At 74.2% G+C, this 17,928-nt stretch carries 9 protein-coding genes; all 9 read right to left on the reverse strand.

The window, feature by feature from the left end:
* Nucleotides 1-53: 53 nt before the first annotated feature.
* The 9 genes from ACFC2L_RS00555 to ACFC2L_RS00595 all read right to left on the reverse strand — a co-directional run bounded on the left by ACFC2L_RS00555 (nt 54) and on the right by ACFC2L_RS00595 (nt 17,719).
* On the reverse strand, nt 54-755 hold the full coding sequence (locus tag ACFC2L_RS00555) for a hypothetical protein (protein ID WP_141388447.1): 702 nt from the start codon (nt 753-755) through the stop codon (nt 54-56).
* Nucleotides 752-2,563, reverse strand: coding sequence for a protein kinase (locus tag ACFC2L_RS00560; protein WP_375822304.1), 1,812 nt, complete (start codon nt 2,561-2,563; stop codon nt 752-754). The genes ACFC2L_RS00555 and ACFC2L_RS00560 overlap by 4 nt, the downstream gene beginning before the upstream one ends.
* Nucleotides 2,560-4,218: an FHA domain-containing protein gene (locus ACFC2L_RS00565; protein ID WP_375822305.1), complete on the reverse strand. Its 1,659-nt coding sequence runs from the start codon at nt 4,216-4,218 to the stop codon at nt 2,560-2,562. Before ACFC2L_RS00565 ends, ACFC2L_RS00560 begins: the two co-directional genes overlap by 4 nt.
* Nucleotides 4,215-5,072, reverse strand: coding sequence for a PP2C family protein-serine/threonine phosphatase (locus ACFC2L_RS00570; protein WP_375822306.1), 858 nt, complete (start codon nt 5,070-5,072; stop codon nt 4,215-4,217). Before ACFC2L_RS00570 ends, ACFC2L_RS00565 begins: the two co-directional genes overlap by 4 nt.
* The gene (locus ACFC2L_RS00575) at nt 5,069-6,733 is read right to left on the reverse strand and encodes an RDD family protein (RefSeq protein WP_375822307.1); all 1,665 of its coding nucleotides are present in this window, start codon (nt 6,731-6,733) and stop codon (nt 5,069-5,071) included. The genes ACFC2L_RS00570 and ACFC2L_RS00575 overlap by 4 nt, the downstream gene beginning before the upstream one ends.
* Nucleotides 6,730-9,231 (reverse strand): transglutaminase family protein, encoded by a 2,502-nt coding sequence (locus ACFC2L_RS00580; protein WP_375822308.1) that lies wholly within the window; start codon nt 9,229-9,231, stop codon nt 6,730-6,732. Before ACFC2L_RS00580 ends, ACFC2L_RS00575 begins: the two co-directional genes overlap by 4 nt.
* Nucleotides 9,231-10,568, reverse strand: coding sequence for a DUF58 domain-containing protein (locus ACFC2L_RS00585; RefSeq protein WP_375822309.1), 1,338 nt, complete (start codon nt 10,566-10,568; stop codon nt 9,231-9,233). The genes ACFC2L_RS00580 and ACFC2L_RS00585 overlap by 1 nt, the downstream gene beginning before the upstream one ends.
* A gap of 109 nt (nt 10,569-10,677) precedes the next feature.
* Nucleotides 10,678-11,652, reverse strand: coding sequence for an AAA family ATPase (locus ACFC2L_RS00590; protein WP_375822310.1), 975 nt, complete (start codon nt 11,650-11,652; stop codon nt 10,678-10,680).
* A 46-nt stretch (nt 11,653-11,698) separates the two neighbouring features.
* Complete coding sequence (locus ACFC2L_RS00595) at nt 11,699-17,719, reverse strand: Ig-like domain-containing protein (protein ID WP_375822311.1); 6,021 nt, start codon at nt 17,717-17,719, stop codon at nt 11,699-11,701.
* Nucleotides 17,720-17,928: the final 209 nt, after the last annotated feature.

Consider the following 17,928-nt stretch of genomic DNA (forward strand, 5'->3'; position numbering starts at 1 on the left):
AGGGCGCGACCGGGCGGGGCGCGCGTCGGGCGCGCCCGCCGGGACCCGCGGGGTCAGCCGTCGTCGGTGAGGTCGAGCAGGGGCAGGTCGGCCGAGGTCACGAGGCGCGACGCGACCGCGTACTCGACGAGGCGCGCACGGCGGTTCGTCGCCAGCGCTCCGGGGCCGCCGCGCAGACCCTTGACCCCGATCCGGTCGAGCTTGTCGCACACGTTGTCGAGCTTGCGGTTGAAGCGCGTCGTCGCCCAGCCCAGTCGGGCCGCGGCCGCCGCCGACGACGGGATCTCGGACAGGCCGGTGCCGTCGCGGCGCAGCATCGGCTCGGCCAGCGCCACGATGAGCTGCTTCTGGCTCGTGGTGAAGGTGATCATGCCGATGGTCGTCGCGCCGCCCGACTCCGTGTCCTCCGAGCGGATCTCCTGGTACGGCGCGCCGCGGAGCTGCGCGGTGAGCTCGTACGTCGTCGGCCCGGCGGTGAAGACGATCGACGTCGTCGGGAAGACGATCGGAAGGCGGTTGCCCGGCGAGAGCCAGGACTGCACCCCGCCGCCCGAGTCGCACACCGTCGCGGAGATGAGCGTCCCGACGTTGGCGAGCCACCAGATCCCGCCCTCGTGCGAGATGCGCAGGAAGCGGCGGTGCAGGTACGGGTTGTCCTCGATCGCGAGGTCGCCGTCCCGCCCGATGTCGAACGGGTCCCCGTCCACGGACGGGCGGAACCACTCCCCGCAGAACTCGACCGCGAGCTCGCTCACGCCGCTCCCTCCGCCGTCACGCACGCCTTCTGGGGCGACGCCGAGAACCTGCCGTCGCGGTCCACGATCACCTCGATGCAGACCTGCTCGCCCGGCTTCGCCCGGAGCTCGACGGTCGTCTCGTCGAAGATCTCCTTGTACGGGGTGTCCTTGATGGGGTCCAGCTTCTTCCAGGCGAACGAGTCGCCCTCCTGCGCCTTGTCGGAGTCGAACGCCCACGTGAACGTCGCGACCTCGCGCGCCGGGTCGTACGTGCCCACGAGGTCGTTCACCGGCGGGACGAGGTCGCCCAGGTTGTCCGACGGCACGAAGTCGTCGTCCACCTCGCTCGTCTCGTCGCCGTCCGGGGTCGGGCCGGGTTCCGCCTGGGTCGCGTCCGGCCGCAGCAGGAAGAACCCGCCGACCGCGACCGCGACCCCGACGACGCCGGCGAGCGTCGCCCACAGCGCACCGCGGCCCGACCGCTCCTCCGCGGGCGCGGCGGCCGGTCCGCCGTCCTCCGGCCCGGTGGGCCGGTGGACCGTGTCCTCGACGGGCGGCTGGCCCCAGGCGCCCGGGCGCCGGGCGCCTGGGTACATCCGGGACGGGTCCGTGAGCTCCGCGACCGGCGCGTGCCCGCCCGTACCGACGGCGGACGTCGGCGCAGTGCCCGCGGTGTGCGCGGGCGCACCCTGGCTCCAGGCCGCGGGAGCGTAGGGCTGCTGCGGGGCGCGCGGTCCCGGCTGCTGCTGCGGGGCGACCGGTCCGGGCGCGACGGTCTGGCCCGGCCACGGGGCGCCGGGCTGACCCGGCCGCAGCGGCGTCGTGGGCTGGGTGGGCCGGCTCGGTGCGACCGGTCCCGACGACGTCCCGCCGGGCCCCGACGGGTCGATCGACACGACCTGGCGCAGGCGGGTCCCGGCGTCGTCGTCCGGCTCCTCCTCCTGCACGTGCCCCGTGTCGTCGAGCAGGTCGATCGGCGTGACCGCGTACGACAGCTCGTTCTGCACCTGCTGGAGGGCGCGGGCGAACGCGAGGACCGTCGGGTAGCGCGACCCGGGGTTCTTCGCCATCGCCGTCGCGAGGACGCGCTCGAGCGAGGCCGGGACGTCCGTGCGGCCCGTCGGGGGCAGCGGCGAGGTCTCGATCCGCGAGATGAGGTTGGCGCTCGAGTTGGACCCGCCGGGCACCTCGAACGGCGTCCGGCCCGCGAGCAGCGTGTACGTGGTCGCGGCGAGCGCCCAGACGTCGGTCGCGATCCCGCTGCGCGGCGGCTCGGCGAACGACTCGGGCGGGGACCACGGGATCGACATGCCCTCGGCGCGCGCGGCGTCGTCGACCGTCGAGGAGATGCCGAAGTCCGTGAGCGCCGGGTGGCCGTACTCGGTGACGAGGATGTTCGCCGGCTTGATGTCGCGATGCAGGATGCCCGCGCGGTGCGCCGTCTCGACGGCGCCGGCGATCTGGACCGCCGTGCGCAGCGCCTCGGCGACCGAGAGCCGCTCGGTGCGGTACCGCGCGCCCAGGTTGGGGCGCGAGCAGTACTCCATGGCGAGGTACGGGCGACCGTCGTCGGCGATGTCCGCCTCGTACATCGTGACGATCGACGGGTGGGTCGAGAGCGTCGCCATGAGGTCGGCCTCGGCGTCGAACGCCGCGCGCTGCGAGTGGCTCGACCACTCGTGCAGCAGGACCTTGACCGCGACGCGCCGGCGAGGGCGCTGCTGCTGGTACAGGAAGACGTCGGAGAAACCGCCCGAGCCGACCAGCGAGACGTACTCGAAGCCCTTGATCTCCGGCGGTGGGGACGGCGCGCGCTTGGTGCTCACCGGATCCCCTCGAACACCAGGGTCACGCCGTCGCCGAGGTCCGCGACGTCGCCGTCGACGACCAGGACCGGCTCCGACGGGTGCAGGCGCCGCGGCGGCTGGCCCGCGCGCAGGAGCGTGGTCCCGTTCGTCGTCGCCATGTCGCTCACGAGCACGTGCCACCCCTCGAGCGTGATCTCGAGGTGCGAGCGCGAGATGTCCTGCTGCGGGCTGGGGACCGTCACCAGGCGGGGCAGCTCGGCCGCCTGCGACCGGGGCGTGCGCGGGCGCCGCCCCACGACGACGGGGCGGTCGAGCTCGACCGTCTGCCCCGTCGAGACGACGACGCGCCCGAGCGGCGGGCGGATCGCGAGCTCGGCGTCGCCCTCGAGCGGCCCGCCGCAGACCGCGCACGTGTCCCGCGACGGCGGGTTCGCGTGCCCCTGGGCGCAGGTGCGCGCCAGGATCTGCTGCTGTCCGGGCCCCGGCGGCGCGCTGAACGACGGCCGCGGCGGAACCGGGGCTGCCGCCCCGGCGTCCTGCGCGGCCGCGCGCAGGTCGGCGATGGCGGACGAGTGGACGGTGTGGCCGTCGTGGTCGAGCCCGGAGGCGGGCTCGGCCTCGGTGGGCTCGCCGTCCGGGTCGACGACGGTCGCGGCGCGGTGCGCCGCGGCGGGCGTCGCGCCCGTCCACTCCCGCGGGACACCCGCGATGAGCCCGTCGTCGGTCGGGGCCGGCGACGGCAGGGGCGGTTCCTCCGCGACGGGGGCCGGGGGGACGGGCGGGGTCACGAGAGCCGGGGCCGCGGGCTCGTCGTGCTCCTCCTCGTCCTCGGTGCGCACCGCCGCGTCCTCGACGGTCCGCAGGATGGTCGACCCCCACAGGTGGGAGTAGTCGTCGTCGGCGTCCTCCTCCGGCGACGCGGCGGCCTCGGGCTCCTCGGTCGCCGTCGCGGGCTCGTCCGCGAGGACCGGCGGGGCCGGGACGTCGGACTCCGGCTCGGGCGCGATGGTCTCCTCGGGGAGGCGGAGCGTCGCGCCGAGCGGTGGCGCGGCCACCACGGGGGCGGACGCGGGCTCCACGGCCGTGGGCGCGGCGGCCGAGCCCCAGGAGGGCCGGTCCGTGGGCGCGGGCTCGGCCACGGGTGCGTCGTCGTCCAGCACGTCCGCGGCAGCCGGCCGGGCGGGACGCTCGGCGAGGGGCCACGCGACGGCGCCCGCGAGGACCACGCCGGAGACGAGCGGCAGCGTGGCCGCGTCCCCGAGCAGGGGCTCGCCGGCGGGCGCCTCGTCGAGGGTGCCGACGACACCGGTCTCAGCGCGCACGAGCAGCTCGACGACGTCGTCCAGGACGCGCTCGGACCAGGTCGTGACGCCCTCGCCCTCGACCCGCACGCGCTCGCCGCCGTCGAGCTCGAGGGTCACGGTCACCCGCCCGCGCGCGGCGACGTGGACGCGACGGTCCGCGACCACCGCCACGACGAACGGCGGCACCGTCCGCAGGCTCGCGCCGAAGGCGCCCGTGAGGACCTGGAGCACCTCGACGACCCCCGCGTCGGTGCCGAGCTGGTCCCAGACCTGCTCGACGAGCGAGGCCTCCACCGGACCCGGCAGCACGACGACCGTGCCGCCTCGCACGACGGCGCGTGCGGTTCCCGTGACGTAGCGCAGCGTCACGTCAGACCCCCGATCTGCAGACGAACATCCCTGGGCAGCGTGTTCTCGTCGACGGCCGGACCCTGCGCCCCGGCGTGGTCGCGCGGTGTCGTGCTCCCACCGCCCGTGTCGTCGGACACGCCCGTCGCGTCGACGACGACGACTGTGATGTTATCCCGCCCCCCGGCAGCGATGGCCTCGTGGACCAGGCGCTCGGCAGCCGCCTGCGGGTCGGGCGTGGAGAGCAGGACCTCCGTGATCCGCTCGTCCGTGAGCTCGCCCGTCAGGCCGTCCGAGCAGACCAGGACGCGGTCGTGCCGCTCGATCGGCAGGTACCAGAAGTCCACCTGCGGGGCGTTGCGCGAGCCGAGCGCGCGCGTGACGACGTGCCGCCGCGGGTGCGTGAGGGCCTCCACGGGCGTCAGCAGCCCGGCGTCGACCATCTCCTGGACCTCCGAGTGGTCGACGCTCACCTGCTCGAGACGACCGCCGGCGAGGTGGTACGTGCGCGAGTCGCCGACGTTGACGACGAGCCAGTACGGGTTCCCGTCCTGCTCCGAGACGACGACCCCGGTGACGGTGGTGCCCGCACCCCGGCCGGGCTCGGTGACGATCGCCTGCACGTTCTCCTGCGCGACCGCGATCCGGTCGCGGACCTCGTCCGGCGTGACGACGTCGAGGTCGGCCAGGGGCCGGAGCGCCTCGACGGCCGTCGCGCTCGCGACCTCGCCCGCCTCGTGGCCGCCCATGCCGTCGGCCACGAAGAACACGGAGCGCGAGACGAGGAACCGGTCCTCGTTGAGGAGCCGGCGCGCGCCCCGGTGCGACGCCGCGCCCCAGGCGAGGTGGACCTCGGCCGGCAGCTCGGTCGTCATGCGGCACCGGGGTGGACGACGATGCGGCGGTCCCCGACGTGGATCGTCGCACCGACCGGGACGCGCACGCGCGTCCCCGGCTCGGCGACCCGCGGCGGGGAGCCCGGCACCGAGACGACCGTGCCGTTGGTGGAGCCGCGGTCCGTGAGCCACAGGCCGCTCGGGTCCGCCCGGAGCTCGGCGTGGGTCTTGGAGACGGACCGCGTCGGGTCGTCGACCGCGACGAGGTTCCACGGCCCGTCGTCGGGCGCCTGCGGGTTGCGGCCGAGCAGGGTCGGGCGGTCGACGGCGCGACGCTCTCCGGACTCGAGCTCGATGACGACCGAGACGTCGGGTGCGGGGTCCATGGCACGGACGTCCCGCGCCGTCATGCGCGTGCTGTCCCACTCCGCCTCGGCGGGCTCGGGCGTGGGCGCGGGGGCGGGCGCTGCGGCGGCGGGCGTCGCCACCGGGCCGGGGGTCACCGCGGCGGGCCGTGCAACGGGTGCGGGCGTGGCGGGGACCGGCGGCGCGGCCGGGGCCGGCCCGCTCCCGACGCCCGGGACGCCGGTGATCAGACCGTCGCCCGCGGGCGCCGGGGAGGACGGGAAGGCCCACGGGTCCGGGACGGGCGCGGCCGGTGCGGGACCCGCCGGGGCCGGTGCCGACGGGGCGAACGCGCCCGGACCGGCAGGTGCGGCCGGGGCCGCAGGACCCGGGCCGCCGACCGGGGTGGGCGGGTAGGGCGCGTACCCCGCCTGGGCCGGTGCGGGGGCGTACCCGGGCTGAGCCGGTGCGGGGGTGTATCCCGGCTGGGGCGTCGGGGCGTAGGCCCCGGCCGCGCCGTGGCCGGCGCCCGTGGGCGCACCGGCCATGAGCGAGGACACCCCCTCGTAGCCCGAGGACGACGAGGACGTGGGGGCGACGCCGCGCACGTCGAGCACGAGCGAGCGGCCGGCCTTGTCGTGCCAGCCCTGCGACCGGCCCGAGGAGTCGAAGCCCGGGCTGAGCAGGACGACGAGGATCCCGCCCGCCGGCACGACGCCGACGATGATCCAGCGCAGCGCGGCCCGGCCGAAGCCGATCGGCTCGCGCGTGCCGGCGTCGACCGTGCGGATGCCCGTGAGGAGGTTGCCGAGCGTCTTGCCCGTCGAGCCCTCCCAGAACCAGACGCCCACCCACCAGGCGAGGGCGAGCACGGCAGCCACGACGTAGACCACGAGCATCTTGCCGAGGAGCGCGGCGGCCTCGTCCTGCGTCACGACCTGGACGCTGCCGAGCGGCGTCCCGACGATCGCGAGACCCGCGACGACGACCACGAGCGCGACGAGGCCAGGGACCGCGACGTCGACCACGTAGGCGAGGAAGCGCCGTCCCCTCCCCGCGAACGGGGCGGTCGCGAGCGACGACGGCGACGGCGCCGCGACGGCCGGGCCGAACGCCTTCTGGGTCGCCGCGTAGACCTCGGGCTCCGTCGTGGTGTCCGGCGCCGAGTGGGGGGCGGCCGCGTACGGCAGGTCGCTCGCCGCGCGCGCGGCGACGGCCTGGACGCTCCCGACCGGGCCCGCGGCGGGCTCGGCGACCGGGCGCCCCGTCCGGGGGAAGGGCTGCCCGCACACCGCGCAGAACGCGGACCCCGAGGACTGCGCGGACCCGCACGCGGCGCACGTCACGTCGCTCATGACTCGTCTCCCTGTCGTCTCGTCGGCTCCGACGACGACCCTGCCGCCGGGGGCACGGCGCCACCCTTCGTGCCGGCGCGGCGGCCGGGCAGCCACCGGCGCAGGCCCGACGAACCGGAGGCTGCGCGGACGGACCGCAACGAGAGTGCGGCGCGGACGCGGGCCCGACGGTTCACGGAGGAGCGTAGCCCCCCGACGACGGTGTCCACGTCCGCCCAGAAGGCCTCGATCTCCTGCTCGGTCGGCTCGCCCTCGCCGAAGACCGTCGCGTCGGCACGGTGCGCGAGGGGGATCGTCGCCGTCGCACCGTAGGCCTGGGACAGGAGCCCGGCGCCCTCGCGCCGCGTGGAGCCCGCGGGGACCGGGGTCCCCAGGTCGGTCGCGGCGTCGAGGACCTCGCGCCACCCTCCGCTCACGCGGTCGACGGGTCGCGACGCCGCGCGGCGTCGGGCCCGCCGGCGCGCCTTGTAGGCGAGCACCAGGATCACCGGCAGGGCGAGCAGCGCGAGCGGCACCACCACGGCGACGGCGACGAGGGCCGCCTGGCCCCAGTCGAAGCCGTCGCTCTCGGCCTTCTCCTTCTCCTCGTCGTCGACCTTCCCGGCCTCGGCCTCGGCGGGCTCCTCCGGCGGCTCCGGGTCCTCGAGGATCGGGGGCTTGGGCACCTGGAGGCTCTTGGGCTCCGGCTGGATCTTGTTGTCCTCGTCGGGGATCGCCGTGATCGGCACCCACCCGTAGCCGACGAACGGCACCTCCGCCCACGCGTGCACGTCGGTCCCGGTCGCCGTGAACGGCTCGCCCGGCTCGAGCGGGTTCTTCTCCATGTCGGGGTAGAAGCCCATGACCACGCGCGCCGGGATGCCGGCCTGGTTCGCCATGAGTGCGAGCGCCACGGCGAACTGCTCGTCGTCGCCCACCATCTCCTCGTCCGCGAGGAGCGTGTCGATGCGCTCCGCGGAGTGGCCCGGACGCGACGGCGGCTGGGTGTCGAGCCCGCTGGAGAAGACGCCGCTGGCCACGAGGCCGTCTCGGAGCGCGAAGAGCTGGTCGACGGGCTCCGTCTCCTCCCCCATGAACTGCGCGGCCTTGCCCGCGAGCGACGCCGGCAGCGCGTCCTTGGGCGGCCTCGGCACCTCGATCGACTGGTCGATCGCGCCCGCCCGCAGGTCGTCCTCGGTGGGCTCGACCGTGACGAGCGTGTCGAGCGTGTACGAGTCGCCGGGTCGCAGCCCGGCGGTCGTCAGCGCCGTCCCCGTGGTCGAGTTGTAGTACGTCGTCTCGCCGAGCTCGCGCGCGCGGTCGCCCCCGTAGGTGATGCCCTCGAGCGTGCCGACGTCGGGCACCCACACGCCGGTGTAGTCCCCGACCTGGACGTCGACGCGCGTCGGCGTCCCGGACGCGACGGTCGCGATCTCCTCGCCCGCGCGCGTGTAGACGCCCGAGCCGGGCAGCCCGCTGGAGACGTCGTAGACGACGCCGTTGTACGTGTCGAGACCGGCGAGGCGGACCTTGGCGCCCGCCGGGAGCCCCTGCACGGTGAACAGCTCGTCCTCGCGCATGTCCTTGGCGTACTTGCGGAACGCCGTGAGCGGGCTCACGTACTCGTGCAGGTCCAGGGGCGGCACGACGGTCTCCCGCAGCACCGTGCGCGGCGCGTCCGGGAGCAGCACGGGGGCGGCGAACGCCGCGGCGACGCCGCCGACGACGAGCATCGCGGCACCGGTGCGCACCCGGTGCCACCAGAGCCGCCGCGTCGCGGCCTTGCTCGCCTCGGTCGTGATCTGGTGCGCGCCGAACCGTGCGGCCGTGACCCGCCACCCGGCCCACAGCAGGCCCACGCCGCCCGCGACGAGACCCTGCACCACCGGGAACGCCGCGATGACGGTCCCGAGGAGGATGACCCCGACGAACGCGACCACGACGGGCACGAGCGCCCACTCGGCGCGGCGCGCGCGCCACGCGATCGTCCCCGCGAGGAGCGCGGTGGCGAGCATGAGGAGGTACGGGACGACCGCGAGCTCCGGGAAGGAGTGCAGCGGCGGCACCGTGGTGACGAACTCCTTCCATCCCGTGACGGCGCCACGGAGCAGGTCGGTGATCGTCTGCAGCGACGGGAGCACCCCGCCGATCGCGTCGGCCGGCAGCGCGAGCGCGCCGCCGAGGAGCAGGTACGCGACGACCGCGACCACGAGGACCGTGGCGGCCGACCACCGGCGCCAGGCGCCGAGCCACGCGACCAGGAGCCCGACGACCGCTCCCCCGGCGGCCGGGACGAGGTAGCCCGTCGAGCCCCACACGGGCCCGAACCCGACGGCGACCGCGCCGAGGACGAGCACGAGCGCGAGCGCGTCGACGGCCCCCAGGGCCGTGAGCGCACGCGGGGTGTCGGCCCCGCGCAGCCGGGTCGTGTTGCGCTGCGAGGTGCCCGAGGACGGCGCGGGCGTGCCGACCGGGGTGGCGCGGCGCGAGCCGCGCGTCGTGGTGCTGGGAGCGCTCATCAGTCGTTCAGCCTCCGCAGGGCGAGGGGGAGCTCGCCGAGCTCGCCGATGGTGAGGACGACGAGCTCCGCGATCGCGTGCCGGCTGAGCGAGGCCCCGGGGACGCACTGGATCGCCATGACGCGGACGTCCTGGGGAAGCCGGGCGGACGCCGCCCGCAGCTCGGTGGGCGTGACCTTGCTGCCGACGATGAACGCCACGACCGACGCGTCGCTGATCGTCAGTCCCGCGACGCGCGCGACGTCCACGAGGGACGTCCGCTGCGCGCGCGTCTCGACGCGCGCGAGGTCGTCGAGCAGGCGGGTGCGGTGGTCGCCGCGCAGGTTGCCGTCGTTGACGAGGACCGTGACCCCGCGGTCCTCCTTGATCGCCTGGAGGCCGAGCGACCCGCACGCGCTCACGGCGAGCTCGAACTCGTCGTCGTGCGCGTAGTCCTCGGCACGCGTCGAGAGGAGCACCGCGAGGTGCGACCGGCGCGTCTCCTCGAACTGGCGGACCATGAGCTGCCCGGTGCGGGCCGTCGTCTTCCAGTGGATGTGACGACGGTCGTCGCCCGGGACGTAGTCGCGCAGCGCGTGGAACGAGACGTCCGAGTTGGAGATGTCCGTCGTGACGCGGCCCTCGAGGTCCTTGAGGAAGCCCGTGGACGAGCCCGAGAGGTTCTTCACGCGCGGGTGGACGAAGAGCTCCTCGGGCTCGGTCCAGACCACCTCGCGGCGCAGCAGCCCGAGCGGGTCCGCCCGCACCGAGCGCACGGGCCCCACGGAGATCACCGAGCGCCGGTGCGTCGGCACCGTGAAGATCTCCTCGTGGCTCGCCTGGGGGCGCAGGCGCGGGACGGGGAACGTCGCCATGCCCTGCCCCACCGGCAGCTCCATGACCGAGGGGAGCAGCGGCCGGCCCGAGTCGTTGCGCACGTCGAGCCGGCCGACGGCGCGGTCGCCGACCGTGACGCGCTGCTGCGCGAGGTCGAGCACGACGGCGTAGCGGAAGCGGCCCAGCACGAACGCCACCGCGGCGAGCAGCGACACCGTGAGCAGGATCGCCACCACCAGCAGCTCGAGCCACGAGAAGGCGAGCCCGGCCCACCACGCCCCGACGGTGACGACGAGCGCGGCCCAGCCGAACGGGCTGACCGCCGACGTCACCGGCTCGACCGCCCGCGTCACCGGCGCGAGCGCGCGCCCGATCGGCGCGGCGACCCGGGCGAGGGGCGCTGCGAGGGGTCGGAGCAGTCCGGCGAGGGCCGACGACGCGGGTGGCGTGCCGGCCCTGCCGCTCGGGCTGCTCGAGCGGGGGCTCGGGCGGCCGGTCGAGGGGCCGTGTGAGGCGTTCATGCGATGGGCTCTCGGTCGGTACGGGGGAGGACGGTCCGCCGGTCGGTGGTCCGCGCGGCGGCGGGACGGGCGGTGGGGGCGGGCGACGTGGGGAGCGCCGCGCGTCCGGTCAGGCGGAGCGTCGCTCCTGCGGCGCCGCGACGTCGGCGAGCAGGCGGCCGAGCACGGCCTCGTTCGTGGCGCCGGCGAACTCGGCCTCCGGGTCGAGCACGAGGCGGTGCGCCCACGCCGGCTGCGCGAGCTCCTTGATGTCGTCCGGCAGCACGTAGTTGCGGCCGTGGGCTGCGGCCCAGACCTTCGCGCAGCGCACGAGCGCGAGCGAGCCGCGGACGGAGACGCCGACGCGGACCTCGGGCGCGTTGCGCGTCTCCTCGGCGAGCCGGGAGACGTACTCCAGGACCGCGCCGTCGACGTGCACGCGCGCGCCGAGCTCGGCCATCTCCGTCACGGCCTGGGTCGTGATGAGCGGCTGGAGCGTCTTGCTCCGGTCGCGCACGGCGGCGCCCGACAGGATCTCGACCGTCGACGCGTGGTCCGGGTACCCGATCGACGCCTTCATGAGGAAGCGGTCGAGCTGGGCCTCGGGCAGCCGGTAGGTGCCGGCCTGCTCGATGGGGTTCTGCGTCGCGATGACCATGAACGGACGCCCGACGTCGTGGCCCACGCCGTCGACGGTGACCCGCCCCTCCTCCATGACCTCGAGGAGTGCCGACTGCGTCTTGGGCGACGCGCGGTTGATCTCGTCCGCGAGCACGATCGAGGCGAAGATCGGGCCCTGGTGGAACTCGAACTTCCCGGTCTTCTGGTCGTAGATCGTCACGCCGGTGACGTCCGAGGGGAGCAGGTCGGGCGTGAACTGGATGCGGTTGTTCGTGCCCTGGACGCTCGCCGCGAGGGCGCGGGCGAGCGACGTCTTGCCGGTGCCCGGCGCGTCCTCGAGGAGGATGTGGCCCTCGGAGAGCATGCACGTCAGGGTCAGGCGCACCACGTGCGCCTTGCCCAGGACGGCCTGGCCCACGTTGCCGACGAGGCGGTCGAAGGTCTGAGCGAACCAGGTGGCCTGCTCGGGGGTCATCGTGCTCATGAGTTTCCGTTTCTCGTTGCGTGCTGTGGAGAGGGCAGGCGTGGGGCTACCAGCCCATGACCGGTGTGCTCGTCCCGTCGGAGAACTTCACCTGGACCTGCTGGCCCGGCCAGCCGTAGTAGCACTGGAGCCGCTGGCGGCCGTTGCTGAGGTTGATCGTCCACCACTCGTTGGAGTAGCTCGACGACGGCGAGAACCGGTGCCAGCCGCCGTCCGAGCCCCAGCACTGGTACTGGACCGATCCGGTCGCGCCGTTGGGGTCGATGCCGAGCCAGCGGCACGAGTCGTCGCCGCAGCCGTCCTCACCCTTGGCGTTGGAGTGCTTGTAGAGCGTCGGGACCGGGCGCTCCTGGGTCTTGGCCGAGTCGCACGCCTCGGCGGACGTGTTGCCCTCGCTGTCCTTCGCGACGGCGCACAGCTTGGCGGTCTCGCCGTAGCCGAGCCCGCTCGCGGTGTACGTGTTCGACCCCGAGCCGGCCGACTGCGAGATGGTGAACGAGCCGGACTTCGCCCCGCTGACCGTGATCGTCACGTTGCGGCCGTTCGTCGAGCCGGAGACCTTGAAGGTCACCTGGCCCTTGCCGCCGCTCGCCGAGACGGACGGGCGCGGCGGCGGGCCGTACGGGGTGGCGGAGTTCGCGGTCGTCGCCGTGCCGGGTTCGTTCGCGCCGTCGACGCCCGCGACGGCGCGGACCTTGATCGAGTACGCCGTCCCGTTGGTGAGCCCGCCCACGATCTTGTTGTCGGCGAGCCTCGTCCAACCGCCGCCGGCGTCGTACTGGTAGAAGATCTCGCTCGCCTTCACGCCGTTGCCGGACGCCGCGCCGAACGAGAGCTGGACCTGCTTGTTCGTCCCGTTCGCCGTGGCCCTGAGGTTGCTCACCGTGCTCGGCTTGGCGAAGGCCCGCACCGGGTCGGACGCGGGCGAGAACTCGGCGTCGCCAAACTTGTCGGTCGCCTTGTTGTGCGCCCGCACGCGGAACGTGTAGCCGGTCGTGTCCGCGGAGACCCCGATCGTCGTCGAGGTCGCCCCCGCCCCGGCGGTGGCGGTCTTCACGACGGAGCCGCCCTGGAGCGCCTCGATCGTGTACTTCGAGATCGCCGCGCCGTTGTCGGACGGGGCGGCCCACGCGACCTGCATCTGCGACGTGTCGCCGACCGAGGTGCGCTTCGCGGTCGGCTTCGCCGGCGCGGCCGGCTTGCCCGCGGGCGTCTCTGCCGTCGAGTACTCGCCCCAGTCCGAGGGGTCGGGCGCGAGGTTGTTCGCCCGGACGCGCACCTTGTACGCGACGCCGTTCTTCAGCCCGTCCCAGGTCACCGAGGTTCCGACGAGCGCGGTCTTCTGGACCGCCCCGCCCGGCGGCGCCGGGGAGATCTCCAGGTCGACGGTCTCGATGGGCGAACGGTCGGTGTAGGCCTTGTTGGTCCAGGTGACGGTGAGGGACTGGTCGCCGAACTCGAGGGTGGGTGCGGCGGGCGGGTCGGGCTTCTCGTCGGGTCGGGCCTCGGCCGAGGGCGGGGAGGCGGGTCCGTCGCCGACGGCGTTGGTCGCGAACACGGTGAAGGTGTACTTGACGTTGTTGGTGAGGCCGTCGAGGGTGCAGGTGGTGGTGCCGCAGGCCTTCTCGTAGCCGTTCTGGGAGCGCACGGTGTAGCCGGTGATGTCGGCGCCGTTGTTGTTCGGCGGGTCCCAGGACAGCACGACCGTCTTGGACCGCACCTCCTCGACCTGCGGGGTCGCGGGAGCCTCCGGCTTGCCGAGGACCTTCATCTGGATCCGGCCCTCGACCTCGCGGTCGGGGTCCTTGGTCGCGTCCTGCACCCGGTACCGGACCACCATGACGCCCACGAAGTCGTCCTGCGGCGTGACGCTCACCTGGTCACCGGCCAGGTCGGCCGCACCCCGCCCGGTCTCCACGACGGCGTCGACGAGCTTCAGCGGTGTGTCCGGGAACGGGTTGGAGTCGTTCGCGAGCACGTCGATCTTCGTGGCCTTGCCCTGGTGGGCGTCGTCGACCGTGTCGGTGTTGGCGCGGACCAGGGGCCGGGTGGAGGCCACGACGGTCAGCGTCGCGGTCCCCTCGACCGGGGGGTGCTCGCCGTCGGTGACGGTGATCGGGACCTGCACGACCGAGCCCTTGGGCACCTCGGGCGTGGCCTGGGCGTGCAGCGTGCTGCCCTCGACCGAGACGGTGATGCCCTGTGCGCCGCCCGGGGACGCGGTGAACTTCAGCGGGTCGCCGTCGGCGTCCGTGGCGAAGCGTGCGAGGTCGACCGAGGCCTCCTCGCCCGCCGCCACGTCGACCGCCGGGGACCCGACGAGCTCGGGTGCGAGGTTCTCCGGAGGGAGGACCTGGACGGGGATGGTCAGGACGTTGGTGTGCCCCTCGGGGTCGTCGGGGCCGGAGCCGTCGGTCACCTCGAACGACACCGACGCCGGCCCGGTGTGGGCGGGGTCGGGCGTGTACACGATCTGGGTCACCGACGGGATCTCGCGCGAGCCCTCCGTGACCTTCACGGCGTCCTCGGTCGTCAGGCGCGGGGTCCTGCCCTCGACGACGAGCACGTGCTCGGTGATGTCGATGGGCAGGGACTCGCCGGCCAGCACCTCGAGCTGCGTCCCCGGTCGGAGCGTGGGCCTCTGGTCGGTGAGGCCGGGGACCTTGACGAAGGCCTTGGCGGTGAGGCCGTCGACGTCGGTCGCGGTGTAGGTCACGACCTGGCGGTTCTCGGTGAGGGTGATGACGAGCTCGCCGGCGTCGGTGACGGTGGCGGTGGTCGCGTCGGTGGTGACGGTGAGCTCGGTCGCGGCGCCGTCGGGGTCCTCGTCGTTGTCCAGGACGGGGACGGTGACCTCGGTCTTGCCGAGGATGTCCTCGACGGGCACGGTGTCGTCGCGGGCGACGGGGGGCAGCAGGGGTGCGTCGGCGGCGACGTTCACGGTGACGGCGCCGGTGGCGCGGGCGCCGTAGGTGTCCTGGACCTGGTAGTAGAAGGTGTAGGCGCCGTCGGCGTCGGGGGAGGTCAGGACGATGCGGTCGGTCACGACTTCGGCGTCCAGGTCGTGGGTGTCCTCGATGCCGCCGGGGACCAGGCCGACCTGGTCGCCGTCGGGGTCGGTGTCGTTGGCCAGGGCCGCGACCGAGACCGTGCGCCCGGGGCGCACCGTGATCTCGTCGTCCACCGCCACCGGAGGCTGGTTCGTCTCCCCCGGGCGCGCGATCCCCACGCGCACGGTGCCGGTCGCCGTCGCCCCGCGGGCGTCGAGCACCGTGTAGGTGAAGGCGTCGAGCCCCACCGCGTTCTTCGCGGCGGTGTACTCGAGGAAGCCGTCGACCACGCCGACCGTCCCCTTGCTCGCCGCGGACGCGATGCCGGTGACCTGGACGGAGTCGCCGTCGGGGTCGATCCCGTCCAGGGGCACCGCGATGCGCACGCTGGACCCGGACAGCACGCGCGCCTCGATCTCGCGCGGCTGCGGGGGTGCGTTGTCCTCCCCGTCGCGGATGCGGATCGTGACCTGGGCCGAGTCCTCCTGCCCGTTGACGTCGCGCACCCGGTAGATCGCGTACGCGGTCCCGGCCTCGGGGCCGGCCTTGAACCGCAGCGTGTCCTCGGAGACGAACGCCTCGCCCAGGGCGGGGTCCACGTCCTGCTCGAGCTCGGGCTGCAGGAACAGCTCCAGCCCGTCGGGGTGGGTGTCGTTCTTCAGCACCGGGACCGTCACCACGTCCCCCGCGTGCACCGTGACCTCGTCCGCGGCCGCCTGCGGCGGCTGCAACCGCGTCGGCGCCGGCACCGGGATGACCCGGACCTCCCCCGGGGCGGACTCCGTGCCGTTCGACACGGTGTACGTGACGGTGACGGGACCGTCGAGCTGCCGCAGCTCCGTGATGCGCAGCATCTGGTGCGCGAGCACGGCGACGGAGACGCCCGCGTCCGCGGGGACCTTGACCGACTGGACGACGAGGACGCCGCCGGCGGGGTCGGTGTCGTTGGCCAGCACGTCGACCAGGGTCGACCCGCCCGCGGGGAGCAGGGCGGTGTCGGTCACCACGATCGGGGCACCCGCAGCCTCCGACGGGGGCAGCACGTCCACCCGCACCAGACCCGTCGTCGCGTTCGGACCGTCCGTGACCTGGTACGTCAGGTCGTACGACCGCGGCTCCATCGACACGAACGTGAACGTCCCCGCGTCATAGTTCGGCGTGATCTCCGCCGGCGCGGACTCCGAGACCGACGCCAGCCGCAGCTCGTCGTCGTTCGGGTCGGTGTCGTTGCGCAACGGCTCCACCGTCACCGGCTGACCCGCCGGCACCACCACGTGGTCGTTCACCGCCACCGGCGGCTGCGGACCCGGCACCACGTCCACCAGGAGCTTGCCCTCGAAGACGCCGCCCTGCCCGTCCGCCACGGTGACCGTGACCACCTTGCGACCCGTCGAGCCGCCGCCGTCGCGGAACTCGACCGTGCCGTCCGGGCGCGAACGCACGTCGTCCCCGGCCACCGTCGCCGCGGCCGAGGCGAGGTAGAGGTCGTCGCCGTCGGGGTCCTTGAAGTACGGCAGCACCTTGATCGTCGCCCGACCACCCTGAGCCACCCGCAGCACCGGGTCACCCGTCTGCTCCGGCGGCGCGTTCTCCCCCCACGGCGACACCTTCAGCGTGACGCCGGCCTCGGCCACACCACCACGCCCGTCGGCCACCGAGTACCGGAACGTGCCCGTGCCCTGCGCGTCCTCGGGCACCACCGCCTGCAGCGCCGCACCACCCATGATCGCCTGCACCGTCGCGTTGCCCGGCGAGTCCCCCGCCAGCGACGCCGTCATCACGTCCCCGTCCGGGTCCACGTCGTTGCCCAGCACCGGCAAGATCGTCGTACGACCCGGACGCACCCCGAACGAGTCGTCCTGCGGCTGCGGCGGCTTGTTCGGCTGCGAACGGTCCGCGATGAACTGATCCACCTGCTCCGGGTTCGTCAGCTCCGCGTCAGACTCCTCCCCCTCGGCCTCCTCCGGCAACTGCACGTCCCAGTCGTCGACCTTCTGGTACTCGTCCGCCGCCATCCACAACGTCCCCGCCGACAGGTCGTTCAGCACGATCACGCGCCGGTTCACCCGGTACTCCAGGCGCGCCTGCGGGTCGATCCCCTCCAGGCGGGTGTCCAGGTCGCGGTCGGTGCCGTCGCAGTCGCGGACGACCTGACCCGTCGAGGCCCACGCCCCGTACGTGCAGCCGCCGAGCTGGACCGGCGCGCCGGGGCGTCCCTCGGCCGAGCGCCGCACGGCGTCCCCGCCCTTGAGCGGCTGCGTGACCAGTCCCCCGGTCGTCGCCACGACGACGTTCGCCGACCCCGCAGACGGCTGCTGGAGCCGCGCCTCGGCGCCGTCGTCCAGAGTCACCGTCTTGCCCCCCGGGAGCACGAGCTGCGAGCCCGACCGGTCGAGCACGACCGGCTTGTCGCCCACCGCGGTCACCTCGACCTCCGCGCCCTTGCCCACGGGCAGCGAGGAGGACGACGGGTCACCGTCAGCGGTGCCCTTGGACGTCGTCGCCACGGTCCACAACGTCCCCGTCGACGGGATCGCCGCGAAGACCGTCCCGTCCTGCGACACCGTGAGGGCTCCCCCGCCCTCGACCTCCGCGGTCGGGTCCGTCTTCTCCGCGTCGAACGAGGCCGCCCCGTCGAACGGCAGCACCCACAGCAGGCCCTCCTCACCGTCGAGGATCGCCGTCGTCGCACCACCGGAGACGACCTGCGCCCCCGCCGGCAGACGGACCTGCCCGTCCAGCTTCAGGTGCGCGACGTCGACCGGAGACGCCGTACCGGTGCTCGTGTCGTCGAGGAGCACACGGCCCGCGTCCTGCTGCACGTCGAACGACGCGCTGCCCGCGTTCAACGTCCCGTCCATCGCCTGGGACTCGTCGTTGAACCGACCCAGCAACCCGGCCGACGACTTCGTCACCCACACGCCCGAGTCGTTCAGGTCCACGTCCGCCGTGGCCTCGCCGTCGTACAAGAACGCCATCCCGACGAGCGCCGTCGAGAACACCGACACGGTGCTCACCGACGCGACGGTGCGGCGGTGCTCGTTCAGACGCGCCAGGAAACCCACAGGTCCTCCGAGGAGTTGGATCGGGAGACGACCGGCCCCCTTCTCCAGCCCCCTCGATCTCGCACGTACCAGGCGGCCCCACCGATCGCGCAACCGAGGATAGCGGGACACCGGGTGAAAACCGACACCCGTCCGATGGGGAGCACTCCCCACTCCGTGCT

The sequence above is a fragment of the Cellulosimicrobium sp. NPDC055967 genome (genome assembly GCF_042269845.1).
GTDB lineage: Bacteria > Actinomycetota > Actinomycetes > Actinomycetales > Cellulomonadaceae > Cellulosimicrobium.

What these genes read in the sequence shown, in the direction of transcription:
- ACFC2L_RS00580 (WP_375822308.1), bottom strand. Translation starts at nt 9,231, where the DNA reads ATGAGCGCTCCCAGCACCACGACGCGCGGCTCGCGCCGCGCCACCCCG.
- ACFC2L_RS00585 (WP_375822309.1), bottom strand. Translation starts at nt 10,568, where the DNA reads ATGAACGCCTCACACGGCCCCTCGACCGGCCGCCCGAGCCCCCGCTCG.
- ACFC2L_RS00570 (WP_375822306.1), bottom strand. Translation starts at nt 5,072, where the DNA reads ATGACGACCGAGCTGCCGGCCGAGGTCCACCTCGCCTGGGGCGCGGCG.
- ACFC2L_RS00590 (WP_375822310.1), bottom strand. Translation starts at nt 11,652, where the DNA reads ATGAGCACGATGACCCCCGAGCAGGCCACCTGGTTCGCTCAGACCTTC.
- ACFC2L_RS00575 (WP_375822307.1), bottom strand. Translation starts at nt 6,733, where the DNA reads ATGAGCGACGTGACGTGCGCCGCGTGCGGGTCCGCGCAGTCCTCGGGG.